Annotated in this window: 17 protein-coding genes; 4 read left to right on the forward strand and 13 right to left on the reverse strand. The window is 38.0% G+C overall.

The annotated features are described in order from the left end of the window. The first annotated feature begins 37 nt into the window (after nt 1-37). Entirely contained in the window at nt 38-2,635 is a 2,598-nt protein-coding gene (locus tag ACORJQ_RS04015; protein ID WP_321326220.1) for a methyl-accepting chemotaxis protein, read from the forward strand. Between the two features lie 147 nt (nt 2,636-2,782). Here ACORJQ_RS04015 and gshB read toward each other — a convergent pair whose 3' ends face one another. The 6 genes from gshB to metK all read right to left on the reverse strand — a co-directional run bounded on the left by gshB (nt 2,783) and on the right by metK (nt 10,747). Continuing rightward, complete coding sequence (gene gshB / locus ACORJQ_RS04020; protein WP_321326222.1) at nt 2,783-3,739, reverse strand: glutathione synthase; 957 nt, start codon at nt 3,737-3,739, stop codon at nt 2,783-2,785. Nucleotides 3,740-3,826: 87 nt separating this feature from the next. Beyond that, the gene (gshA, locus tag ACORJQ_RS04025) at nt 3,827-5,137 is read right to left on the reverse strand and encodes a glutamate--cysteine ligase (RefSeq protein WP_321326224.1); all 1,311 of its coding nucleotides are present in this window, start codon (nt 5,135-5,137) and stop codon (nt 3,827-3,829) included. Between the two features lie 118 nt (nt 5,138-5,255). Next, nucleotides 5,256-7,709: a transporter substrate-binding domain-containing diguanylate cyclase gene (locus tag ACORJQ_RS04030; protein WP_321326225.1), complete on the reverse strand. Its 2,454-nt coding sequence runs from the start codon at nt 7,707-7,709 to the stop codon at nt 5,256-5,258. A 138-nt stretch (nt 7,710-7,847) separates the two neighbouring features. Further along, complete coding sequence (locus ACORJQ_RS04035) at nt 7,848-8,594, reverse strand: 16S rRNA (uracil(1498)-N(3))-methyltransferase (protein WP_321326226.1); 747 nt, start codon at nt 8,592-8,594, stop codon at nt 7,848-7,850. Between the two features lie 11 nt (nt 8,595-8,605). Next, entirely contained in the window at nt 8,606-9,457 is an 852-nt protein-coding gene (gene metF / locus ACORJQ_RS04040; protein WP_321326228.1) for a methylenetetrahydrofolate reductase [NAD(P)H], read from the reverse strand. Nucleotides 9,458-9,586: 129 nt separating this feature from the next. Next, complete coding sequence (gene metK, locus ACORJQ_RS04045; protein ID WP_321326229.1) at nt 9,587-10,747, reverse strand: methionine adenosyltransferase; 1,161 nt, start codon at nt 10,745-10,747, stop codon at nt 9,587-9,589. A gap of 306 nt (nt 10,748-11,053) precedes the next feature. Between metK and ACORJQ_RS04050 the strand changes: the two genes are divergently transcribed. After that, on the forward strand, nt 11,054-12,907 hold the full coding sequence (locus ACORJQ_RS04050; RefSeq protein WP_321326232.1) for a GGDEF domain-containing protein: 1,854 nt from the start codon (nt 11,054-11,056) through the stop codon (nt 12,905-12,907). 60 nt (nt 12,908-12,967) lie between these two features. On the opposite strand, the gene ACORJQ_RS04055 is transcribed toward ACORJQ_RS04050, so the two are convergent. Both ACORJQ_RS04055 and ACORJQ_RS04060 read right to left on the reverse strand, forming a co-directional pair. After that, nucleotides 12,968-15,379, reverse strand: a complete 2,412-nt coding sequence (locus ACORJQ_RS04055; RefSeq protein ID WP_321326234.1) for an EAL domain-containing protein — start codon at nt 15,377-15,379, stop codon at nt 12,968-12,970. Between the two features lie 84 nt (nt 15,380-15,463). Beyond that, the gene (locus tag ACORJQ_RS04060) at nt 15,464-16,357 is read right to left on the reverse strand and encodes a phosphate/phosphite/phosphonate ABC transporter substrate-binding protein (protein WP_321326236.1); all 894 of its coding nucleotides are present in this window, start codon (nt 16,355-16,357) and stop codon (nt 15,464-15,466) included. Between the two features lie 176 nt (nt 16,358-16,533). Here ACORJQ_RS04060 and purE point away from each other — a divergent pair, with 176 nt between their 5' ends. Beyond that, a complete protein-coding gene (gene purE / locus ACORJQ_RS04065; protein WP_321326238.1) occupies nt 16,534-17,037 on the forward strand; it encodes a 5-(carboxyamino)imidazole ribonucleotide mutase in 504 nt (167 codons plus the stop codon). 154 nt (nt 17,038-17,191) lie between these two features. Continuing rightward, on the forward strand, nt 17,192-18,301 hold the full coding sequence (locus ACORJQ_RS04070) for a 5-(carboxyamino)imidazole ribonucleotide synthase (protein WP_321326240.1): 1,110 nt from the start codon (nt 17,192-17,194) through the stop codon (nt 18,299-18,301). Between the two features lie 467 nt (nt 18,302-18,768). Here the strand turns inward: ACORJQ_RS04070 and ACORJQ_RS04075 are convergent, their stop codons facing one another. From ACORJQ_RS04075 to ACORJQ_RS04095, 5 genes are all read right to left on the reverse strand, one after another. Further along, nucleotides 18,769-19,806 (reverse strand): phospholipase A, encoded by a 1,038-nt coding sequence (locus tag ACORJQ_RS04075; RefSeq protein ID WP_321326242.1) that lies wholly within the window; start codon nt 19,804-19,806, stop codon nt 18,769-18,771. Between the two features lie 40 nt (nt 19,807-19,846). Then, nucleotides 19,847-21,199, reverse strand: a complete 1,353-nt coding sequence (locus tag ACORJQ_RS04080; protein ID WP_321326243.1) for a leucine-rich repeat-containing protein kinase family protein — start codon at nt 21,197-21,199, stop codon at nt 19,847-19,849. A 537-nt stretch (nt 21,200-21,736) separates the two neighbouring features. Beyond that, nucleotides 21,737-23,230, reverse strand: coding sequence for an NAD(P)H-hydrate dehydratase (locus ACORJQ_RS04085; protein WP_321326245.1), 1,494 nt, complete (start codon nt 23,228-23,230; stop codon nt 21,737-21,739). Nucleotides 23,231-23,253: 23 nt separating this feature from the next. Continuing rightward, nucleotides 23,254-24,021, reverse strand: coding sequence for an undecaprenyl-diphosphate phosphatase (locus ACORJQ_RS04090; RefSeq protein ID WP_321326247.1), 768 nt, complete (start codon nt 24,019-24,021; stop codon nt 23,254-23,256). Nucleotides 24,022-24,059: 38 nt separating this feature from the next. Beyond that, nucleotides 24,060-25,280, reverse strand: coding sequence for a class I SAM-dependent methyltransferase (locus ACORJQ_RS04095; RefSeq protein WP_321326249.1), 1,221 nt, complete (start codon nt 25,278-25,280; stop codon nt 24,060-24,062). Between the last annotated feature and the right edge of the window lie 153 nt (nt 25,281-25,433).

The following is a 25,433-nucleotide window of genomic DNA, read 5'->3' on the forward strand; positions in this document are numbered from 1 at the left end:
GATCGAAAATCAATTTTGGTCATCTTAGGAATACGGTATGGATAGAGTTATTGTTGATAAAGAAATAGAAGTGCAAGAGGGGACAACGATAGTCTCAAAAACTGACTTGCATGGCACGATTACCTATGTAAACGATGCATTTGTGCGAATTAGTGGCTTTACAAGAGAAGAATTAATTGGTCAACCACATAGCATAATGCGTCATCCAGATGTACCAAAAGCAGTATTTAAAGATTTATGGCAAACAGTTCAATCAGACAAACCTTGGGTGCAACTGGTAAAAAATCGCTGTAAAGGTGGAGAATATTATTGGGTTGAAGCCAATGTATCGCCTATTCGTGAAAAGGGTGCTGTTGTTGGTTATCTATCGGTTCGTAGAAAAATTAATGATGTTCAAAAAGCCGCTGCGACAGCTCTCTATAAACAAGTCCATGATGGTAAAGTTTCGATTAAAGATGGTTTTGTACAAAGTCTATTTAGCCGTTTTTGTTTAGTTAATCGCGTTGATCCTATGATGATATTAGTGGGTATGATTGTGATGATGAGTATTGCTGGAATGCTTGATGCCATAGGAATTTTAAGCATGCCTTGGGCAATTCAGCTCGGAATCATGGTGGCACTTTTAGCCTATGCTTTATTTGTAAGTAGTCAACTAAAAAAACGTATTTCAAGCTTTTCTATTGTGCTTAAAGCAATGGCTGAGGGTGATTTTAGCTTGCAGACGAATACGGTAGGTAAAACTTGGGTATCTTCTTTAGCCAGTGAAATAAAAAAAATGCAGATACAAATGGGAGCAAGTTATGAAGCAAATCGTTCTCAGCTAAATTCTAGTTTACGTTTAACTACCGCATTAGATAACGCTTCTACTTTTGTCATGGTGGTCAATAGAGATAGCAAAATCATTTTTTATAACCAAGTGCTTAAAAATTTCTTTATTAAAAACAAGGCAACGTTTCAGGTAGAGTATGCAGGGTTTGATGCAAATCATTTGATTGATCGTTCTCTTCTTTTATTTAACGACGCCAAATCATTAGATAACCTATTTACCAATGATTTAATGGAAACGATTGATAAAGAATTCAATTTAGCAGGCCTGGTATTAAGAGTAGTTAAAAACCCTGTACTCAATGAGCATAATGAGTGTATTGGTGCGGTGCTTGAGTGGACCGACTTAACTCAACAGCGTAAGGTTGAAAAAACGTTAGATAATGCCCTCAATATTGCTTCTAAAGGGCATATGGATATTACGATTGATACAGATGGTTTAGATGGTTTCTATCTTTATTCTGCTACTAATATTAATAAGCTTCTTTATAGCTTAAATAGTGCAATTGAAGATATGGTTAAAATCTTAGTTAACCTGGCAAATGGCGATTTGCGAGGACGTATTGATAAAACATTGGGTGGAACTTTAGATGCAATGAAAGGGGCGGCTAATGTCTCTTTAGATAATTTAAATAGCATAATGTTAAAGATTCAAGAAGTCTCTAATGCAACATTGCAGTCGGCAAAAGAGTCTTCTGATGCCTCATCTGATTTATCCGAGCGTACTCAAATAGCAGCCGCTACCTTACAAGAAATTAACGCCAGTATGAATGTTATTAATGATATGCAGTCTGGCAATAGTGAATCATTAACTGGTGTGGCTAAGCTGGCGAATAATGCCATGGAACTTAATCAAAATGCACGTGTTGCCATGGATGAATCGATTCATGCCATGCAAAGTATTTCAGATACCTCAGAAAAAATTGAAGCGATTATTGGGTTAATTGATGGAATTGCTTTCCAAACAAACTTATTAGCTTTAAATGCAGCAGTAGAAGCTGCAAGAGCAGGTGAGCATGGTCGAGGTTTTGCTGTGGTTGCTGGAGAGGTGAGAAGCCTTGCAGGTAAGTCGGCAGATGCGGCTAAAGATATTAAAGTATTAATTCAGGAGTCGGGTCATAAGGTGAGAGAGGGTTCTGAAAAAGTTGAAGCCACTCATGCGGTTTTTACTGAGGTAGATGCCAGTGTTGCACAAATCAGTCATACACTTTCTCAGGTTGCGGTTTCCATTACTGAACAGCAACAAAATGTTACTCAAATTGCTCATGCGATTGAGACTTTAGATAATAACTTACAAAGTAACGCAGCTTTGGTTGAAGAGTCATCAGCAACGGCAGAGGGCTTAACTGACCAGGCAGATATTCTGAATCATGAGGTTGAAAAGTTTCAGTTAAATAGTCAGACTAAAAACCAAGTAGAAACCTTAAATCGCGAAGTTTATGGGGTAAATATTAACGATATTCGTCAAAAAATGCGTCTTTGGAGAATTACTGCACAATCGTATTTAAATGGGGTAAATGTACCTTTTGATGAAACAACTGGCGTTGATGCTTCTAAGTGTGCGGTTGGTGTTGCATTGCAACAGATAGTCCAGGCAGATTCATCAGTTCTGCAAATGAGTTTGTGGAAACAGATTGAGGATTTACATTATCGCCAACATAAAGCCGTTGAGGTAGTGTTAGATACTCGACGAGATGGCAACTTAAGCATGGATAAAATGGAATTGATTGATGAAATGGTGGTTGAGTTCGTGCATGTTACAGAGGAACTAGATAAAGCTTTAGGTGAATTGGAAAGGGCTATCGTTTAGAGGGTAAAAATATACCTGCCTAAAAAGTACAAAAAAAGGGGCGATTACTATAATGTAATCGCCCCTTTTTTGTTCATAGATGAGGCTAGAAGCTATTATTTTATCTCTTAATCAAAGTTTTAATCAAAGCCTTAATCTAATGCATGATCAAGAGGTTAATTGAGCTTCTAAACAATCAAATAACACCCCAGCAATATTTAAATGAAATTGGCTATCCAACTCACGAATACAAGTCGGGCTAGTCACATTAATTTCTGTAATGTAATCACCAATGACATCCAAACCTACAAAATACAGTCCTTTAGCTTTGAGTGTTGGGGCAATTTGTTGGCATAACCAACGTTCACGTTCGGTGATTTCCATTCCAACTCCCGTTCCACCTGCAGCAATATTGCCACGGGTTTCACCTTGGGCAGGGATTCTTGCTAAGGTGTAATCAATTGGCTCACCATTAATCAGTAAGATACGTTTATCCCCCGCTTTAATTTCAGGCAGGTAAGTTTGAGCCATAATATGATGTTTGCCATGATCAGTCATGGTTTCAATAATGACGCTGATATTTGGATCGTCTTTTGTCACTCTAAAAATAGAGGCTCCGCCCATTGCATCTAGTGGTTTTAGAATGGTGTCTTGATGATCTTTTATAAAGGTTTTAAGCTTGCTTGCAGAAGCGGTAACTAGAGTTGGTGGAATGCATTCTGGAAACCAACTAGCAAATAGCTTTTCATTAGCATCGCGTAAACTTTGCGGTTTATTGACAACTAAAACGCCCTCAGCTTCAGCTTGTTCAAGAATATGTGTGCTGTAAAGATAATCATTGGTAAAAGGAGGATCTTGACGAATCAGAATAATATCTAAGGTATTAAGAGCAATATCATGCGAGGCTCCAAAACCATAGAATTGTTCTTCTTTAGGGCGATCCCAAACTTTTAGTTCGCTGGTAACTGCAAAGGCTTGACCGTTTTTTAAGTAGAGGTCTTCAGGTTGCATATAAACCAACTCATGACCGCGTCGTTGTGCTTCTAAAAGCATGGCAAACGAGCTATCTTTATGGGGTTTAATCCCTGAAATAGGGTCCATTACAATACCAACACGGTAAGTCATCAATGTTTCCTTTCTCTCTTAAATATTAAGATATTGCATTGTGTACATTAAGCTATGTATATTAAGTTTTGCTATTAAATGTTGATATTAAATTGCATTGATATCTGGTAGTTCATTTTTAGAAGCGGCAATCTCTCTTGCCGCCGCTAATAATGCTAAACGAGCAATAACCCCATAGGCATAAAAACGATTAGGGCTAGCGTCTGGATTTTGATTTTCATCAGGCAATACGCAAGACTCTTCAAAAGAGAGTGGCTCAAAATGCATTCCAGGTGAATTTAAATTATCGGTTGAGGTTTTGCCTGTATGTACACGGTAAAACCCACCTATGACTTGACTACCAATCATGTAAACTACAGGTTCTGCTACCGCTTCATCAATTGTTTCATAAGTATAAACACCTTCTTGCACCAGCATTTGTTCAACTTGTAATCCTTCTTTAACCGATGCCATCTTATTACGTTGCTTACGGTTTAAATTAAGAATATCTTCAGGGCTGTCTACCGACATAATGGCCATACCATAGGTGCCGCTGTCTGACTTAACAATCACAAAAGGTTTGCAGTCAATATTGTGGGTGTCGTAATAAGTTTGGGTCTTTTCTAAAACTTGGTTAACCGCTTGTGCCAAATCTTCTATACCTGTTCGGTCTTTAAAGTTGATAGGCCCACATGGTATTGACATAGGGTTGATTAACCACTGATCAATATCAATCAGTTTGGCAAAAGATTCAGTTACATCAGAATAATGTGCAAAGTGTTCGGTTTTATAACGATTTGCCCAACCCAATTCCATTGGTGGTAATAAAGTTTGCTCAATACCTTCTAAAATTTCTGGGCGACCAGATGATAGGTCGTTATTGAGTAATACTGCACACGGAAAAAAGTTCTCTACACCAACACGATTACCTTCTCTGATAAGAGGTTTTAAGATTAAGACATTGCCAGAAGGCAGTTCAATCAACATTGGAGCGTTTAACTCAGGGTTAATTGAACCAATATGTACTTCATAACCCGCATTTTCTAAGATATTTTGTAGTGCAAAAAGGTTTTCAAAATAAAAGGTATTACGGGTGTGGTTTTCTGGAATAATTAAAACCCCATCAGCAATAGGGCAAACTTGAGTGACTGCATTTTGTGCTGCATGCACAGCTAATGAGCGTAAATCAGGGTGCAAATTATTGAAGCCAGCAGGAAATAAATTGGTATCTACTGGGGCAAGTTTATAACCCGCATTTCGCAAATCTACCGAACCGTAAAAGGGGGCTGGAGTGTTTTTAAACTGCTTTCTAAACCAAGCTTCAATTGTGTTTCGGTTGGAAAGTATATGTTCTTCTAATTTTAGTAAAGGCCCAGTTAAGGCCGTTTGTAAATGTGGAACTTGATTTATTGATGGCATGCAAACATCTCTTTTAGGGTATCGATTTATGTCTATTATTTCCTTAGACAAAATTTGATATTCATTATACGCAGTTTGTATTTAACGATTTTAAAAACTAATCAGTTGGTTCAAGAATTTATAGAATAATCTCTTCAGTTTCGCTAGATACAACCTGATCTTTACCAAGCTCTTTTGCCTTATAAAGATAGTTATCAGCGCGTTCAACGAGTTCAAAAGTGTTTTCGTTAGCTTGTAATGTGGCTACGCCAATACTGATTGTTTGAGTAAAACCTTGTTCAAAATTAATTTCTTTAACGCTAATTAACAACTTTTCAGCAAGTTGATAAGCTTGTTGCTGGTTGGTGTTTGGTGATATTAACATAAACTCTTCACCACCCCAGCGTCCAAGCGTATCTGATGCTCTAATATTTTTAGTCAGACATTTGGATGTTTTAACAAGGACTTCATCGCCGACAAGGTGGCCATAAAGATCATTAACTCGTTTGAAGTTGTCTAAATCAATCATAATCAATGAAAGTGGGGTTTGGTAACGTTGGCTTCTATTAATTTCTTTATTTAGCACCTTATCTAGATGTTTGCGATTATAGGTGTTTGTTAAATAATCAGTGACTGAAAGTTGTTCTAATTTGTTATTGGTTTTTTCAAGATCATATTGCGTTGAAATCAACGCTGTATTTGTTTCTGTCAACTGAAGGTTTAGGCTTTTGAGTTTTCTGTTATACAGCAATATAAGCAATGCTATAAATAGCATTGGAATCATAATAAAAAAGACTCTTTTCCACTCAATTTCAGTTTTGTAATTCACGTTTAACCAAGAATCTTTTAATTGTGTTTTCGTTTTCTGATTTATGCTATTTAAGCTTTTTTGAATAATAGATTGCAATTCAGGCCAATCTTTACGTATTGCCATAGAAACATCGGCTCTAAAAGGTGTTTCGCCACTGATTTGAATGTTAGATAACCCTGCCGAACCTATGTGGTAAGAAACAACGGCGATATTATCAACATAACCAAATGCATTGCCCTGTGATACTGCACGCAGACCTTCTACTGGCGTATTGACCTCTTTAATGGTTAAATTAGGGTAATTCTGTTTAAGTAGTTCTTCTGAAGCATACCCCTTTACAACGGCAATAGTTGAATTGCCAAGTGTTTTTAAATCTTTAATAAAGTCCTGGCCTTTTTGAGTGGCAATCACCATTGGAAACTTAAGGTAAGGTAGGGTGAAGTTTAAGTATTTTCTTCGTTCAGGAGTTGATACAACAGCCGAGAACATATCAAGCTTATGTTCTTTAACATGTTCTACGGATTCTTGCCAATTTAGATCTGTTTTAGGAATAAATTTAATGCCTGTTAAAGAGGTAAGATATTTAAAGTACTCATTGGTAATACCTTGGTATTCACCCTTCTGGTTTAAAAACTCAATAGGCGCCCAATTCTGATCAATGGCCACCTTTACTGTTGGATGTGCTTTTAGCCATGCAAGTTCGGCATCGGTAAATTCTAGTTTATGCGTTTCTTGTTGATAAATTCCTTTTGAAAAATCTAATTTGTTTTTAATTAAATTATGCTGAATAAACAGTTTTTCAATATATTTAAAACGCCCCTCATCTAATGTACCAATAGGGATTGAGTCTGCCTGCATAGCATCATCAATAACATTGGCCTCATACATAAGATGTTCATAACTTTTATCGACTTTTAAGGTGTTGATAATATAGTTTATGATTTCGTCTTTGTGGCTTAAAGCATATTGCCAGCCTTTAATAGAAGCACGTTTAAAGCGGTTAACTCTGTCTGGATGGTTTTTGCGTTCATTTTGATTGGTGAATAACATATCACCATATAAATCCACACCATAGTTCATAGGGTTAATGATTTGAATTTTGATACCTTTTTTCATAAAAAAGTATGGTTCATTTGATAGATAACCAGGAAAGGCTTGAACTTGGCCGGTCAGTAACATTTCAGGCCCTGATTTAATAATCACACGGTCCAGATTTGGCATGACATCATTGTGATTCATCATGGCTAATAATGGAAAACCATCGGTATCTTTATTGTAAAAGGCAATATTTTTGCCATCTAAGTCATATAGGCTTTTAATTCCGCTTGATTGTAGGGTGATAAATACTTGTGGCGAATGTTGAAAAATAGGGGCAACAATCGATAGCGGAGCACCTTTAGAAAGATAAAGGAGCAGAATTGAATCGGCAACTCCATATTCGGATTCACCATCTATGACTTGTTGAATGTTGTTAACAAAAGTATCTCTTTCTTTGATGGTGACATCTAGGCCTTCATCTTTATAAAAACCTTTGAGCTTTGCAGCGTAATACCCTGCAAACTGAAACTGATTAAGCCACTTAAGTTGCAGTGAAACATGTTCTAGTTTGGCATCCTGATTTGTAATTACGTTACTTTCAAGGGGAGAGTTTTTGGTTGTTGTAGAAGGGGGTTTTTCATTAGGCGAACTAGTCACGTTTGCCATTGCAGAAGTGGAGAGAGAGAACCAAATAAATGAAAAACAGATTAAAACCCATTTTTGTAAATAAAGAGTGTTTTTCATTGAAGTTAAGGTTAAACCCAGATTTCTATTAAGTATGAATAAGAGGTGTGGATTTTACTTTAAATAGGCTATACCGTCATGGGTAAAGTTAACTACTCAAGGTGTAAAAATGGGTGTTTTGCTTAAAATAAAACAAGATTAAGAAAAATCACCCCATAAAGTTTGCAATATGGCCAATATAGCCGGACCTGCAGTTTCTGTTCTCAATATTCGTGGACCAAGTTGAATAGGGGTTAAGCCCGCTTTTTTTGATTGTTCCACTTCACTGTCTGTTAAACCACCTTCTGGGCCAATAAGAAGGTGAATGGGAGTGGTCGTTTTTGGCTGCGCCACATTGGCGATATGATTATTTGAATAAGGGTCAAGTACTAAACCAAATAGTATTTGATTTGCTTGAATTTCAGTTAACCAGGCCTGGTAATTCTTGATAGGCAATATTTCAGGTACAAGGTTCCGACCACTTTGCTCACAAGCATTAATGACAATGGCTTGCCATTGGTTACGACGCTTTTCTAATTTATCGTCTTGCAGTTTAACATCACATCGTTCAGTAAACACCGGTTGAATAGCTGAAACCCCAAGTTCGACCGCTTTTTGAATGGAGTAATCCATACGGTCGCCTTTAGAGATACCCTGAACCAATACCGTATGAATGGGAGACTCATTATTGGACTCTTCAACGCTTTCGATAGAAAAATCAGCCGTTCTTCGACTAGTGACAACAAGCTTACCCCTGGCAACTAAACCTTTGCCGTTAAAGGCTTCAATCAGGTAGCCGTTCTTAAGACGAAGGACGGTAAGAGCGTAATGTGCCTGCTCTTTAGGTAAAGCAATAGTCTCATTTTCTTGAAAATTGCCTTCTAAAAACAGGCGAGTAATACGCATAGCGAGTTAACCTATTTAAACGTTAATGACTTCGTGATTTCTAAAGTAGGTTCAACACTGTTCATACTGTAAAAATGTACGCCTGGAGCACCTTCATCTAATAGTCTTTGAGCAAGTTCTTGAACCACATCTTTACCAAAAGAAAGAAGGCTCTCTTTATCATCCTCAAAACTTTCTAAACGGCATTTTAACCAACGAGGTACTTCGGCACCACAACCTTCAGAAAAACGAATCAAGTTTTCATAGTTGGTGATAGGCATAATCCCGGGAATAATCGGAATATCTATGCCATTACGCTCACAATTATCAATAAAATAACGGTAACTATCAAAGTTAAAAAAGTACTGGGTGATTGCTGAATCGGCACCTTGTTCTACTTTGTGTTTAAACCATTTAATACCAATGTCACAGTTACGTGCTTGTGGGTGAGTTTCAGGATATGCTGCTACTTCAAGATGAAACGTATCGCCACGAGTGTCTTTAATAAATTTTACTAAATCACTGGCGTATTTAAATTCACCTGGATCCATCATACCTGATGGCAAATCACCACGAAGGGCCACAATACGGTTTATCCCTAATTCTTCATAGGTATCTAATAACTGGGTAACGCTTTCTTGGCAAGCACCAATACACGTTAAGTGTGGTGCCGCTGCATTTGGTGTGTTTTGTTGAATATACTTTACGGTTTCAAGGGTTTTTTCTTGAGTTGTACCGCCTGCACCATAGGTAACAGACATATATTCAGGGTTTAAAGTACTTAATTCATCAATAACGGTTTTAAGCTTTTCCATGCCAGGTTCGGTTCTTGGAGGGAAAAACTCTAAACTAAATTTTTGTTCATATTTTTGTTGAGATTTCATTTTGTCTCTCTCTCTATATTCTTACCAGGCCTGTAAAATCTGCTTTTACCAGGCCTGGTGAATATTTATTTTGTATAGATTTGATCCGAATTTAAGGCTATTGACTAAAGACTAACTCGGTTAACAGTCTTAAAGGCCTGCGTCTGCTCTTAATGCATCCGCTTTGTCAGTTTTTTCCCAAGTGAATTCAGGTAATTCACGACCAAAGTGACCATAAGAAGCGGTTTTTTGGTAGATTGGACGGTATAAATCTAACATAGCAATTAGTCCTTTTGGACGTAAGTCAAAGTGTTCACGAACCAGTCTTTCAATTAACTGAGTGGCCACTTTTTCGGTACCAAATGTTTCAATGCTGATAGAGGTTGGTTCTGCTACGCCAATTGCGTAAGAGACTTGAATCTCACATTTATCAGCAAGACCAGCAGCCACAATGTTTTTTGCAACATAACGACCAGCATAAGCAGCAGAACGATCTACTTTTGAAGGATCTTTACCAGAAAAAGCACCACCACCGTGACGAGCCATGCCGCCATAAGTATCTACAATGATTTTACGGCCAGTTAAGCCCGCATCACCTACTGGTCCGCCAATGACAAAACGCCCTGTTGGGTTAATGTGATATTGAGTGTCAGCATGCAACCATTCTGCAGGAAGAACAGGTTTAATAATCTCTTCCATAATCGCTTCGCGTAGGGTTTTGTTATCAATGTCTGGGCCGTGTTGAGTTGATAAAACAACAGCATCAATCGCAACTGGTTGACCATCTTCATAACGTAGTGTTACCTGGCTTTTTGCATCTGGACGAAGCCAATTTAATAGGCCAGATTTACGAACTTGAGCTTGGCGTTCCATTAGACGGTGTGCGTAATAGATTGGTGCAGGCATTAAAACGTCGGTTTCATTTGACGCATAACCAAACATTAAACCTTGGTCTCCTGCTCCTTGTTCATGCTCAGCTGTGTCATCCACGCCCATTGCAATTTCAGGTGACTGCTTACCAATTGATGAAAGTACCGCACAGGTTTCGCCATCAAAACCTAAATCACCGTGGTCGTATCCAATCTCTTTAACAACTTTACGTACTAGCTCTTCTTGGTCAACCCAAGCTTCAGTGGTAATTTCACCACCCAGCATAACCATACCGGTTTTTACAAAAGTCTCACAGGCTACACGAGCACGTGGGTCTTGTTTTAAGATTGCGTCAAGCATGGCATCAGAAATTTGGTCAGCAATTTTATCTGGATGACCTTCAGATACTGATTCTGAAGTAAATACAGTTGTTTTAGTCATTTTTTGTTCCTCGAAAAGAATGAATTATATTAAAAACGAGGTACGGGGCAGTGCTGGGAACTTAGAAAAATCTAGGGAGGGTTCCTCGCTTTAGCCGTACTTTTTAAGCGCCCGCAAGCTGATAATCAAATCGGCGCATTTGTTTATTATCGTATATTTTTTTTTAAGGTTCAAGTTGAACTCAAAAAAACCAATTGTATCTGTTTGGTTTTGTCATCTGCTTGTCACCTTATATTAATGTTTTTTTAATCACGATGGTTCAAGTAAAGCTCTACTATTCGCCAATTAAATAATTGAAAAAACATTATGCCGCTATTTAACAAAATTGATTCTAACAATAGAAAAAGTCGACATGTAAATGTGTTGAATGCAAGTCAACGCCTTATGCTTATGCAGTCTAGCTTGGGTATGGAGTTGTTAGATATTGTTGATAATGAGTCACTGCAATGTGTGTTTCAACCGATTGTTGATATTAAAAGAAAGCGTACTTGTGCTTTTGAAGGCTTAGTTAGAGGGCCTTTTAATTCGGTGCTTCATCATCCTTTAAATTTATTTAAAGTGGCAGATGAACAGGGGGTTTTGTATGAATTAGATACCTTTGTTAGGATTGCATCCATTAAATCATTCGCTCAGCAAGCCGCAAAAGATGAACATTTGCACCTGTTTTTGAATATTTCCATTAATGCTGTGATGAATTCATCACATCAAAAAGGCGTTACGCTTGAAGCTTTGGAATATTATGGCATTTCTCCTGAAAGGGTGGTGATTGAAATCACTGAATTACAGCCCGTAGATAACTTTGAAGCCTTTGTTACCGCAATTAATTATTACCGATCTATTGGTTTTAAGGTTGCAATTGATGACTTAGGCAGTGGCTATAATGGATTACGAATATGGTCAGAAGTTCGCCCTGATTTTGTCAAAATTGACCGACATTTTGTCTCTGATATCCATTTGCATGATGATAAAAGAATGTTTATGGAAACCTTAATGACCTTAGCAAATAGTACCAATACTAAGGTAGTTGCCGAAGGAGTGGAAACAGAGAAAGAATTAGAGGTGTTAACTCAGTTAGGCGTGGATTTGATGCAGGGCTATTTGTTTAAAAAGCCAGAAGAAAAAATTAGTGAAGATTTGCTCTATGAATGGCCTGAAAAGCAGTTGGACAACAAAGCTGGAAAAGATGAAGACACCGTTGCCGAAATCGCCTTTGAACACCCCATCGTAAAACCTCATCATCTTGTTAATGAGGTTTCAGAAATGTTTTTACAACACGCAGAGTTAGATTATTTTCCTGTAGTGGGTGGTAAGCAGGTTGTTGGCATGATTTGGCGACGTGATTTAATGAATTTACTGGCCAGTAAGTTTGGTCAAGAATTGCATGCCAGAAAATCTGTGGCGAGCGTAATGGATAAAGCCCCTATTATTGTTGATTCAGGAACCTCCCTTGTTGATTTGAGTCGCTTAGTAACCGACAGTAATGAATTTGGCTCAAGAGATGCATTTATTGTAGAAAAAAAGAAAAAATATTTAGGTTGCGGTAATTTTAGAGATCTACTTAGAAAAATCACCGATTTAAAAGTGGAAAGTGCTCAGTTTGCTAATCCTTTATCGGGTTTACCAGGTAATGTGCCTATTCAAAAAGGGCTTAATAAACTGTTAAAAAACAAACAAGATTTTATGGTTATGTACATCGATGTAGATAACTTTAAGCCGTTTAATGACAGCTATAGTTTTGAAGAGGGTGATGGCGTTATCAGATTAATTGCTGATATTCTTAAACAAGTGTTACCTGAAGAACTGGTGCTACATGGCGATACTTTTATTGGACACATCGGGGGCGATGATTTTGTCGTCATGGGTACGTTTATTGAAGATTATATTGGTTGGGCAGAGACAATCTTAAAAATGTTTAAAGAAGAAATTTTGCATTTCTACACCCAAGAGGATCAGCTTCAAGGAGGGATTAAGGCATTTGATAGAGAGGGACAAGCTAGGTTTTACCCTCTGATGGGATTGTCTATAGGAGTGTTACTAGTGAACCCTGAATCATTCGAACATACTCAAAAGCTAGCTTCATATGCAACTAAAGCCAAAAAAGGTGCAAAAGCTGCAGGGGGTAATACCTATTTTATTGTTGATACAATAAATGATCTATAAGTGGTTGCAACTTTAATGTAGATTTAATCAATAATTTCAATTTATTAGTATTGATTAAAGCTACAAGATACGATTTAGTGGGCTTGGTTTGTGATAGTAATAACCTTGGGCGTAATCAATGCCGATATCTCTTAACCAGTCTGATACTTCTTGATTTTCAACAAACTCGGCAATGGTTTCAATGTTCATTTCATCACTGATTTGGTTAATGGCTTTTACCATAGCAGCATCTACTTTATCTTGTAAAACATCTAAAACAAACGCGCCGTCTATTTTAACGTAATCAACAGGTAGCGTTTTTAACCAGCCAAAAGAAGAAAAACCTGAACCAAAATCATCTAATGCCAATTGGCAACCATGGTTTTTAATGCTCTGTAAAAAGAGAATACTGGTAGACATATGGCTAATAGCGGTGCTTTCGGTAATTTCAAAACAGATTTTTTTATTGATTTTTGGGTTTTGTTCTAACAGTTGAAGAAGAGCATTATTAAATTCGTCACTACCTAGTGATTGCCCTGAAATATTGAGGTTAAGCAGATCAACTTCATCAATATGCTCTTCAAGCCATTTATAGGCGTGCTGAACAATATAGGTATCCAATGCCGCCATTAAGTTAAAGCGTTCGGCAGCCGGTAAAAACTGGTCAGGACCAACAATCTCATTGTCGATGGTTTGTAAACGTACCAACACTTCATAGGCTTTTTTATGGTTGTTGTTTTGTAGAGGCACAATTTGTTGAGCAAATAAAATAAATTGCTCATCTTCAATAGCTCGTTTAATACGGTTTGCCCAATCAAAACGTGATATTTCTACATTTAGAGACTCTTCGTTATCTTCAAAAATATGAATTCGATTGCGGCCATTTTGCTTAGCAATGTAACAAGCAATATCGGCTTGGCTCATGATTGCCGCTTTGTTAATAAAGCCTTTCATAAGTGTAATACCAATACTGGTACCAATATCAAAAATACGATTGTCCCAAATAAAACGGTGTTTGTTGACTGCAGCCTTAATTTTTTTGGCAATTAGAGTGGCGTTTGCTATTGGGCAATTTTCTAAAAGTATCGCAAATTCATCACCACCAATTCTAGCTAACATGTCTGAATCACGAATTTGATCATTAATAATGGTGGCAACTTGTTTTAGTAACTCATCTCCAGCCCCGTGCCCAACCGTATCATTTACAATTTTAAATTGGTCTAAATCAATGTAGATTAAGCTACTCTCAAGGTGTTCGTTGTAGCTACTTTTTTCAATAATGTCATCAAGATTATTCTCAAACGCTTGACGGTTTTCTAAGCCTGTTAAGCTGTCATGAAGAGCTTGCCAAGTGAGTTTTTTGCGAAGCTGACGTGCCTCTGTTGCATCGTGAAATACTAGAACTGAACCGATAATATTGCCAGAAAAGTCCACTAGGGGAGCCCCCGAGTCATCTATAGATATTTTTTCACCAGTACGGTTAATTAATACAGTTTGATTAGGGAGTGATAGAACTCTCTTTTCAAGCATACTTTTTAGGGCTGGGTTTTCAGCCACTTCCATATTTTTTTCATTATAGACTTTAAAGACAGTTTCTAAAGGCTGGCCTTTGGCCGAAAGATGGTGCCAGCCTGTAAGCATTTCAGCTACTGGGTTCAGATAGGTAATTAAGCCATTTTTGTCAGTGGTAATTACTGCGTCACCAATTGATTTTAAAGTAATTTCCAAGCGCTCTTTTTCTGAGAAAAGTTCTTGTTCGTTCAAACTCAAGGTATTAAGCATGTCTTGAAAGTTATTAGATAAGGTTTGCAGTTCATCTTTGCGGTTTAAAGCAACAGTCACATTACGTTCGCCAGCTTTTACGCGCTGGGTGGCGTTCATCAATTGGTAAATGCCTTTGGTTAAGTTTCGTCCTAATCTCCAGGCAAAAAAAGTACCGATTAGAATGGCTATTAAAGTATAGACAGCACCCTCTATGGTTAACCATTGAACGCTGTGATGGATATTTTGGTGATTCATATTAATTCTTGCCCAACCAATTAAAGTGTCTTTGACTTTTATAGGAGCGGCTAAATCAATATGATTAATATCATCTGCAAAAATAATTACACCATTGTGGTTTAGTTTTTGTGTAAGAAAATATCTCGGTATATGTTGACCAACTAGCTTGGAAACATCTGGATTTTGATGCTTATAGGCAAGAATTTTGCCTCGGGTATCTAAAATCATCGCGTAGATAAAATTAGGTTGTTGAGATTGAGCTTGAATGATTTCATCAAGTCCAGCAATGTCATTAGATATTACCCACGGAATACTATTTGCCGCTAGAGTTTTGGCAATACCCGATGTAGAACTTTTTGATTCATCAATCAAAAAGCTTTGCTGTCTGCTAACTAAATCCACTACAAATATGGTCATTAAAATAGCATGCAGTAACGCTATAGCGAGAATGAGTTTGTATTTAATGGAGTGTCTAAAAAAATTGGCGAACATTATTAAGGTGGTATCCCTTGGTTAGACTAGGTTTAAGTTAGCATCACTCTGATGCGGACTCAGTTTTATATTAAGTTCTACTGGTTATAACGGCCTGACGTTTTTTTCGAAATTATCGACAAATTTTTGCACGCTATCGTAAGTGTGATTATTAGCCGTTTCAAACTTTGATAAATACATCGTTTGCAGAATTTTTTTGCCTTCTTTATTTTGGTTTAGAGTAATCAACAAGTTTTTTACTTTATCAACCAGTGCTTCTGGTACCGTCTCTTTTACAACAATGCTGTTATTAGGCAGTGATTGGGTTTGCCAAATAATTTTTACTTGTTTTTTTATTTCTGGGTTTTCATCGGTTAGAGCTTTCCATGGTGGCGGCCAAGTTGCACCAGCAATGGTTGTGCCTAAAAAGACGTTCATTATTGAAGATTCTTGCGAACCTACATATTTATTTTGTACATCTTTATTAATATTTAATCCATGAGTTTGTAAATAATATTGTGGCAACATGGTTGCGGCCAAAGCCGTTGGGGCGGGGTAACTAATAATTTTGCCTTTTAAATCTTTAGGCGTTTTGATATTACTGTCTTTGCGAACCAAAATAATCCCTTTAAAATTTTCATCGTCACCCATTTTAGCAATCACTTTATAGTGGTGTTGTATGGCAATTAAAGTTTGGTAAGGATTTGGTAGAGCAAAATCGATAGTTTCATTTTTTAATTTATTATTAAAAGTGGCGTAATCTCTTGATGCTTCAAGAACAAAGTGTGCTTCTGGAATGTTTTTATTTAAATATTCTACTAAAGGGTTAAAGACTTCAAATAGACGAGTTGGATTGTGCAGAGGATGAACAGCAAAGTGATACTCAGGTACTTGATCAGTATATTCAACGGTTTTAGGTACATCAGAAGATGGATCTTTTTGAGAGCATCCTTGTAGTGTTATTGTTACAAGAAAAAAAGTAATGTAAATCAGTTTCATTCATTGACCTGGTATTAAGTTGTATAGGCATTTTAACAGAGTAAAAGTATGGTTATTCATTAAATAGTGGAATCACTTATCCAATTTTTTCATATAGTTATGTGCTATTTTTAGGTTGACGTTTTGCGTGAACCTTGTAGAATACTCCGCTTTCCCTATTTCTAAGGTATTTAAACATGAGTGAAGTGAAGCAGCCATTAGTAGGCGTAATTATGGGCTCAAAGTCAGATTGGCCAACTATGAAGCATGCCGTAGATATGCTTGAACTGTTTGGGGTGCCGCATGAAGTAAAAGTGGTATCTGCACATAGAACACCAGATTTAATGTTTGAATACGCTGAGCAAGCAGAAGAGCGTGGCTTGCAGGTTATTATTGCGGGAGCGGGTGGTGCAGCTCATTTACCAGGTATGGTTGCTGCTAAAACCCTAGTGCCAGTATTAGGTGTGCCAGTTCAATCACGTGCTTTAAGTGGTCAAGACTCGTTACTATCTATTGTGCAAATGCCAGGTGGAATCCCTGTTGGTACTTTGGCAATTGGTGATGCAGGTGCAAAAAATGCAGGTATTTTGGCATCACAAATTGTGGGTAATTCAAACCCAGCTATTCGCACTGCAGTGGCTAACTTTAGAGAAGAACAAACGGATTTTGTCTTAGAAAATTCAGACCCACGTGCAGAATAATCTGTTAACAGAACATGGTTAACAGCTTAATCTAGATACTCTAGTAAATCGACGAGTAAATCATTAAGCAAATTGAATACAACGTTTTTAAAACCGTATTGGTGGTTGTTTGATAAAATGCCCACCATTACGGTTTTTTTATTTGGAGAAGGTAATGACCCCGATTACAAAACGCATTGGTGTATTAGGTGCAGGTCAACTTGGACGCATGTTAGCGATTGCTGGTTATCCGCTAGGACAAAAGTTTGGTTTTTACGGAACCAGTCACGATGAACCCTCTGCTTTATTGGGCAATATGTTTAACCAAACTGATGACTCTAACTCATTAAATCAGTTGGTTGATTTCGCTGATGTCATTACCTATGAAAGTGAAAATACCTCAGTTGAGCAGGTTAGAGAAATCGCCAAAACAACTCCGGTTTATCCTGCAGAAAAATCGCTATTCATTTCACAGCACCGTGGCAGAGAAAAAGCCATGTTTGACCAGTTAAATATTCCTTGTGCTCCTTATCAAGTGGTAGATTCATTAGAGAGTTTAAAACTTGCGGTAGAAGAGATTGGTTTACCTGCTGTTTTAAAAACCACCACCGAAGGTTATGACGGCAAAGGGCAGTTTGTTTTAAAAGAAACTGCACAAATTGACCAGGCCTGGTCTGAGATTGGTAATCGTGAATTAATTTTAGAAGGTTTTGTTGATTTTCAACGTGAGTTGTCAATTGTGGCCGTGCGTAATGCCAATAATGAGCATGTTTATTATCCTCTAGTACAAAACGTTCATCACGAAGGCATTTTGCGTTACACCATTGCTCCTGCTAGAGAAGTCTCGGCAGAGATTCAGCAGCAAGCTGAAGAGTATATGCATAGCTTATTAGATGAATTGGATCACGTAGGTGTATTAACGCTAGAACTGTTTGAAACCGTTGATGGCTTAGTCGCCAATGAGATGGCTCCTCGTGTACATAACTCAGGTCATTGGACCATTGAAGGTGCGTACACTTCACAGTTTGAAAACCACGTAAGAGCGATTACAAGTTTGCCATTAGGTGATACGTCACCACGCCAACCGATTGCTGCAATGATAAATATTATTGGTGAAACAGGACCCGTAGAAAAGGTTCTGGCGATGCCAAATGCGTTTTTGCATTTGTACGATAAAGCGGAAAGAGCAGGGCGTAAGTTAGGACACATCAATCTTTTAGCGGTGGATGAGGATTCTTTATATAAAGATATTCAAGCGTTATCAGACTTCTTGCCAAAAGTGTAATGCCCTAAAATTTACTTTATCTGTTCTATTCAATTTTTATACAAACACCAGGCCTGGTAAGGTTGATAGTTTTTCTTGTTTTTGAGAAGCCTTTTTAATATTTATACACCTTTGGTATTTTCTTTTAGGCTTCCCCTTACTTTCTTTGCTTGCCCAAACACAGAACTCGGCTGCAGAGCCGAGAAAGAAAGTAAGCAAAGAAAAGGCCCCCTGCTGACACAATCTATTTCCCTAAGCTTGTCTGCTGAGATTTCCATAACTCGCTACGCAAGCTCCACTCAAACAATGGGAATCTTTAAACGCATCCTACGCTAAGTGAAATCACGATTGATTACAGAAGGGAGTCTTTCTCTACGTTAATTCCGTATTTCAATCTTATGTATGTTCTTGAGTTGAAAATTTTAAGTTTTACCAGGCCTGGTAAATTCAATTTTTTCTATAAACAAACCTAAAATACAAAAACCTATCTAATATAAGTTACCAATTTGCACACCAATGCTTAAGGTGTTGTTACGGTAGTTGTAGTCAATTAGGCTCTCTCCATATCCATAAAACCATTGGGCATAGAAGTTGAGGTTGCGATGAATTGGGTAGGTGTAGCCGAGTTCTAACGCTCCTTTATTGTCGTCAAAATCGAAGTTATTGCGTAAAGTCATTCTAAAGTTATGGTCGGTGTATTTAGTGTAGTAGCTAAATTCAGCATTGCCCATATAGTGGGTAATATCTGGGTTATCGTCATCATCCTTGTTTTCAGGGATTCTAATCCATGGTTGAAAACTAAAGGCTGAATTGTCTTTTTCAAATAAAAACCTGAGATAAACACGGTTCCATGAACGCGATAGAGTGCTGGTTTGTCCGTTAGATTGATGGACGATACCGGTATCTATTAAGCGGTTTTTCCAACCTAAAATATTCCAATTATTATCAAAACTTATCCAGGCTTCTGGCTGGTGGTTTGTCTCGCGAAATGGCGACGAAATGTGGCTGTTATATGCTTGCCAAAAAGAGCGATTGGTGTAAGCAAGATACCAATGATCACCCCAACCTAAAACATTGTCGGCAATGGGGGCTTTTAAACTGATTTGAAATTTAGCTTCAACTGGTTCAAAAAAATCATCGCCTTTGAATGCGGTATCTCTATAAGGCTTTTCATTCGTTCCTGCAAAGTTGTATGAACCAAATAATATGTAATTTGGTAGATAAGACTGAATAGAAAATTGGTCAAACTGGCTTAATCTGTCTGCTTGAATTCTCTTTTCAATGGGGGAGTCTTTTAATACCGCGGTGTCTTTTTTTAGACACTGTTGGCGAAGTTGTTGCAAAGTCGTGTCATCTGGCAAAGTCTCAAGTGCTTGTTTAATACAGGTGTTATCGTAAATAGCGGTTGTTTTTGTTGCCGTTGTGACGGTTCCTGTATCGTTAGCAAATACCATTTGCATAGGCATAACACATAACAAGCTTACAAGTACTTTAGAGAGGCTTCGCATTGATTGTCCTTTTAACATCGTATGACTTTAGGTTTGTCTAATTTTAATTTTTTTAAGATTAGATTTCTTTAAGCTCAATGAGTTCGGCTTTGATTTCAGTAAATGTTAAATCATCTTCTTCTCTGCAATAGTCTACAAAGTCTTTAAACGTATTGCTGAGATAACTGCCCATTGCACTGCGTTGGGTGATGGTGAGTAGGTCTTCTATTAAATTGGCAAAGGCTCTGACTTCGAGTTGAGTGACTAATTTTTGCTGTTTTTTGGGCAGGTCCTTAAAACAAGATGCGGCACCAAAATCGCCTAATAATACAGAATCATTTTTGTTGATAAGAATGTTGTGAGCGTACAAATCACCATGACAAAAACCTTGTTGATGAATATGCTCCATACTGTCGGCCACTTGTATTAAAAGGTTTAATACCGAGGTTGCAGGCAAAGAAAATTCCTCTTTAAAGGTGTCACGAGTACAACTTTGTAATGTAGGTGGCTCACCTAAATTAAAGAACTTTTTAGGGATTAAATTCATTACCATGCCAGATTGGTTATCGTCTTCAAGCACCGCTAGGGTATTAACAATATTTTGATGTTGACCAATTTTTAAGCAGACGGCTAGTTCATCTTTTGGGTAGCCATCACTGGTTACTTCGCCTTTAAATAATTTTACCGCAATATTTTTTTCAACAATTTGCCCTTTGGCTCTTTTGGGTTGAGCATAGTTGGTTGACCATTTTGCACGATGAATCAGTCCAGATGCTCCTTCGCCAAGTAATTCGTGAAAATCAATATCGTTCATACAAACAGTTTCAATTTTATTGGATGTATTGGAAGAGTTCGATGGTTTGGTAATGGTTTGGCAAAAAGGGTTGCCCGAAAAAGCCAGCCAACTCAGTTTGGGCAGGCTTAGTAACTCATCTGGCAAGTGTGTTAATTGATTAGCGGATAATCGCAATAACTGTAAGTTTGTGCAATGTTGAATGCTTTTAGGTATCTCGGTTAACTGATTGCCAGCGAGCATGCATTTTTGCAGCTGTTTTAAATCACCCATAGAATCGGGCAATTTAGTCAATTGGTTGTCAGTTAAAATTAACCAGCGAGTGTTAAGCGGTAAAGTATTTTCTGCAAGGGTGGTGATTTGGTTTGATTTAAAACCAATCATCTCTAACTTAGGGCAGTTTGCTAGAACGGTTGGCACTTCAGTAAAGAGATTATTTGAACAAAATAGAATTTTTAAATTGACCAAATCCGCCAAATTATCCGGCAATGCACTCAGTTGGTTGTTAGATAAGTCTAGTATTTCTAGACTGTCTGCTAGGGTAAAAATTTCCGCTGGAAACTCGGTTAAATTATCACTTATCTGCAAACGAGTAATGCCGCTAAGTTCACCAGATTGTAATTGAGCTAAAGTATGCATAAGGGCAGGCCGATTAAATTTAATGTGCGTATTTTAACGGCATTTAGAAAATGCTGCTGTGATTAAAATCGAATTACCCTATGCCCATAATATATGGTTTGCCACAGGGCATACCAGGCCTGGTAAATTACTAAGCCCAAGATAACTATGATATTTATATACGGAATTAACGTAGATAAAACCTCCCTTCTGTAAGCAATCGTGATTTCACTTAGCACAGGATGCGTTTAAAGATTCCCATTGTTTGAGTGGAGCTTGCGTAGCGAGTTATGGGAATCTCAGCAGACAAGCTTAGGGAAATAGATTGTGTCAGCAGGGTGCCCTTTTTGTGGTTACTATTTTTAGGCAAGTAAAAATAGTAACGGGAAGCCTAAAAGCCAATAGTAAAGGTGCATAAATATCAAAAAGGCTTCTCAACAGATAAGACAAGTTAAACCTTAAAATCTAATTTGCCAGGCTTGGCATGCTCGACGGTCGAATTTGCATTGTAAGCATAGGGTAAATTTAAAAAACATAGTCCAGATTTTAAACTGAAATCTAGGAAACTGGACTATCGCTATAACTTAATAGCTGACTCATCACTTGTGCGACTTCTGATGGCAAAATGCCTGGTTGCCCACTTTGGTTGGCGAGTACATCGCCTGCATGTGCGTGCAACGACACTCCTAAGCAGGCAGCATTCCAAAGCGATAAACCTTGAGCAATAAAGGTGGCAATGGTACCTGTTAAAACATCACCCATACCGCCAACGGCCATACCGGGGTTGCCGGCTAAACAAATTTCCATTTTTTTACCATCGTAAATTAGGCTGCCATTGCCTTTTAATACAATGACACCGCCATATTTTTGGTGTAATGCTTTGATAGCTGAAATACGGTCTTTTTGCACGTTAGCGGTGTTGGTATTGAGAAGCTGTGCGGCTTCTCCAGGGTGGGGAGTGAGCACCCAATTTTGATGAGTATTTTTTGGAAAATCTTGTTCTTTGGCTAAGGTTGCAAGGTGCTTGAGTGCATCGGCATCAATCACTTTATTTAGCGGTAAATCTAAGATTTGCATAAACAGTTGTTTACCCCAATCATCCAAACCTAAACCAGGGCCAATGCCCATTACATTTGCCAGGCCGGCTTGATTCAGCAGCTCTTCGGTTGGGTAACACATGAGTTCTGGAATCGCTTGGGTAATGGCTATAGTATGTTCTTGACGAGTAATCACTTTTACCAGGCCTGCTCCGGTTTTTAAACTTGCTAAGCCAGCTAATTGAATCGCACCCATCATAGTACTATTACCGCCTACTAAACAAACTGTGCCAGATACCCCTTTGTGATGTGATGCTAAACGTAACGGAAGGGTGTTTAACCAAAATTTAAGCAGATGGTTTTGTGCCAGTTCATGCTGTTTTTGGTAAAGTTTTTTAGGGATGAAAAGTGGGCTAAAGTGGATGTTTCCGCTGACTTCTGGGCCTTGGAATGTATATAGCCCAAATTTATGCGTAATAAAGGTGCAGGTAATATCTGCTTGCACCGCACAACCTAAAATAGCACCGGTATTGGCATCTAAACCACTCGGTATATCTATCGCTAAAACAGGTTTTTTGGTTTGGTTGATTTGCTCAATGAGTTCAGCAATTTCACCTGTAATCGGTTGGTTTAAACCCGTACCAAAAATGGCATCTACAATCAGATCGGCATCTTGCAGAGTCTCTTTGGAATAGGGAACAGGCTGAATGCCAAGTTGCTTAAGTTCATTAAGGGCTAATAGTGCATCGCCCTTAATTTTATTAAAATCACCCGCTTGTAAAACTGTTACTTCAAACCCTGCAATATGAGCATATTGGGCGATAATATAACCATCACCGCCATTATTCCCCGTACCGCAAATAACTTGAATGTGTCTGCTTTCAGGCCAGGTTTTTTGTAAAATATCAAAGGCAAAAAAGCCTGCACGTTTCATTAATAATAGGCCTGCAATGCCCAGGTTTTGTATGGCATCTTGGTCTATGGCTTGAGAACTTTGAGCACTGTATAGTTTCATGCGGTTACCTTAGCATTTTTGGTTTAAACAAACCAAATAAGCAAAACAATACCAAAAATAATGCGGTAAATACCAAAAGCGTTGAAGGTGAATTTTTCTAAAAAGCGTAAAAATAAGCTCATGGTTAAGTAGGCAATAATATAAGCCATTACAAACCCGACGATTAACGGTAACCAAGAAGTGTCAGCAAATTCTGAATAGTTTTTAAGAAGATCTAAACCTGAAGCGGCGGCTAAAACGGGTAGGGCTAATAAAAAGGAGAACTCGGCAGAGGTTTTTCTATCTAGCCCCATCATTACGCCACCGACAATTGACGCACCTGCACGGCTTGTGCCAGGAATTAGGGCAAATACTTGTATTATGCCAATCCAGAATGCTTGGTTAATGCTTAAGTCTTCTATGTTTCTGGTGCGGTGTGTGCCTTCGTTATAGAGTTTTTCCATAATAAGAAATACAACACCGCCAATAATAAACATCCAGGCCACTACGCTTAAGGTAAAAAACTCTTTAATTTGATTGTGAAACAAAAAACCAAGTGCTGCAATGGGTAAAAATGCAATAAACACATTAATCCATAAGCGAATATGATCTAAGCTAAATTTGGAGCTGTAATGCGAAAAAATCGCCAATATAGCCGCTACTTGAATAATGACTTCAAAAGCCATGTTTTGATCGGTTTGCTGTAAACCTAGCCAGTCACTCACAATAATTAAATGGCCTGTTGAAGAAATGGGTAAGAACTCGGTAAGTCCTTCAATGATACCTAGTATAGCGGCTTGAAAAATGTCCATAGTGCAGTCCTATCTAAGGGAGTAAATCTGGTTAAAGTTTATAGTTGATGACGTAAGTCACGCACATTAAATCCAATTAAAGGTTGATTAAAGTGTTTAGTTAAGGCAATCGCCTTAAAGGTTTCGCCCATTTCATCAGGCAAAGTGAGAGTTTTAATCTGTTGTGCAGTGCGAATTTGCTCACCAATATCGGCATTGGCGTTAAACGACATCTCTAATAAACCGCTACCCATTAAAAAATGGGCCTGAGTGGTAAAACCTGCTACTTTAAAACCACTATCAAAGGCTTCTTCGGCTACGGCAGTAAAGTCAACGTGTGCGGTTATATCTTGCAGGCCAGGGTAATAAAATGGATTGTTATGGGCACGATGCTGATAATGGCAGCGTAACGTTCCCATAACACGCGCAGGTTGGTAATACTCTTGGCGGCTGTAACCGTAATCAATTAAGAAAACTGCACCCATACTTAAAATATCACTTAGGCTTTTAAGCCAGGGTTTTAAGTTTAGATTAATTTCAGTTTCGTAACCTAAGTCGGATACTTTGCCGATGTGTTTAATAAGTTGGTTGGCAAATTTTTGCAGGCCTGGTTCGGTGATGGTTTGGTAGTCCCAATCAAATTTTTGGGTGTTTTCATCATAACGTACAAAACCTTGTAAAGCTTGGTGCGGTTCTATGCGAATGCGTTCAAATGGCATGGCATCTAACACTTCATTCGCTAAAATAACGGCACTGATTGGTGTTTTGGGTAAAGAGTCTAGCCACACAATTTTATCTGCCAATTCGCTAGGTAAATGCTCTTCAAACGTCTGTTTTTGTCGGGCTCGTAAGTCAGCACTGATTTCTACAATGTAGTAACGATGAATATTTAGCTGCATATCATTAAGCTCGAGCAAAATATCTTTAGCCATTGTGCCTTGCCCCGCACCAAACTCGATAATATTGGGTTCTTCTAAATCAGCTAACACCTGAGCTGCTTGCCTGGCTAAACAGCGAGAAAAAATAGGCGAGACTTCTGGAGCGGTAATAAAATCACCAGTTTTACCAATTTTAGGTAATCCGCCAGAATAATAGCCCAATTGAGGAGTGTATAAAGCCATCTCCATAAACTTGGAAAACGGCAGGTTTTTATGGCGTGCTAAGTAACGTTGAATGTTTTTGCTGAGTTTTTGGCTGTGCAAAATGCCATCTTCGTTTGGTTCCGGCAAAGATTTTGGTGAGTTTTGGCGATGAGTTTGGCGAGCGTTTATTGATTTCATTGAGCTTCAGAGTGCGTTTATTACAGTATGTGATATTATGCAATAAAGCGTAGTTAACAGCCAGATAATAACCATTATAAATTACTTTGGTTGAGTGGATTCGTCTTGGTTTGGTTGTTAACAGTAAGTTTTGGAAAGAAGTTTGCTTAACTT

Origin of the sequence: Thiomicrorhabdus sp. (assembly GCF_963662555.1) — a bacterium.
Lineage (GTDB): Bacteria > Pseudomonadota > Gammaproteobacteria > Thiomicrospirales > Thiomicrospiraceae > Thiomicrorhabdus.

Coding starts and splice junctions, on each gene's coding strand:
- ACORJQ_RS04015 (WP_321326220.1), top strand. CDS start 38: ATGGATAGAGTTATTGTTGATAAAGAAATAGAAGTGCAAGAGGGGACA.
- gshB (WP_321326222.1), bottom strand. CDS start 3,739: ATGACTTACCGTGTTGGTATTGTAATGGACCCTATTTCAGGGATTAAA.
- gshA (WP_321326224.1), bottom strand. CDS start 5,137: ATGCCATCAATAAATCAAGTTCCACATTTACAAACGGCCTTAACTGGG.
- ACORJQ_RS04030 (WP_321326225.1), bottom strand. CDS start 7,709: ATGAAAAACACTCTTTATTTACAAAAATGGGTTTTAATCTGTTTTTCA.
- ACORJQ_RS04035 (WP_321326226.1), bottom strand. CDS start 8,594: ATGCGTATTACTCGCCTGTTTTTAGAAGGCAATTTTCAAGAAAATGAG.
- metF (WP_321326228.1), bottom strand. CDS start 9,457: ATGAAATCTCAACAAAAATATGAACAAAAATTTAGTTTAGAGTTTTTC.
- metK (WP_321326229.1), bottom strand. CDS start 10,747: ATGACTAAAACAACTGTATTTACTTCAGAATCAGTATCTGAAGGTCAT.
- ACORJQ_RS04050 (WP_321326232.1), top strand. CDS start 11,054: ATGCCGCTATTTAACAAAATTGATTCTAACAATAGAAAAAGTCGACAT.
- ACORJQ_RS04055 (WP_321326234.1), bottom strand. CDS start 15,379: ATGTTCGCCAATTTTTTTAGACACTCCATTAAATACAAACTCATTCTC.
- ACORJQ_RS04060 (WP_321326236.1), bottom strand. CDS start 16,357: ATGAAACTGATTTACATTACTTTTTTTCTTGTAACAATAACACTACAA.
- purE (WP_321326238.1), top strand. CDS start 16,534: ATGAGTGAAGTGAAGCAGCCATTAGTAGGCGTAATTATGGGCTCAAAG.
- ACORJQ_RS04070 (WP_321326240.1), top strand. CDS start 17,192: ATGACCCCGATTACAAAACGCATTGGTGTATTAGGTGCAGGTCAACTT.
- ACORJQ_RS04075 (WP_321326242.1), bottom strand. CDS start 19,806: ATGTTAAAAGGACAATCAATGCGAAGCCTCTCTAAAGTACTTGTAAGC.
- ACORJQ_RS04080 (WP_321326243.1), bottom strand. CDS start 21,199: ATGCATACTTTAGCTCAATTACAATCTGGTGAACTTAGCGGCATTACT.
- ACORJQ_RS04085 (WP_321326245.1), bottom strand. CDS start 23,230: ATGAAACTATACAGTGCTCAAAGTTCTCAAGCCATAGACCAAGATGCC.
- ACORJQ_RS04090 (WP_321326247.1), bottom strand. CDS start 24,021: ATGGACATTTTTCAAGCCGCTATACTAGGTATCATTGAAGGACTTACC.
- ACORJQ_RS04095 (WP_321326249.1), bottom strand. CDS start 25,280: ATGAAATCAATAAACGCTCGCCAAACTCATCGCCAAAACTCACCAAAA.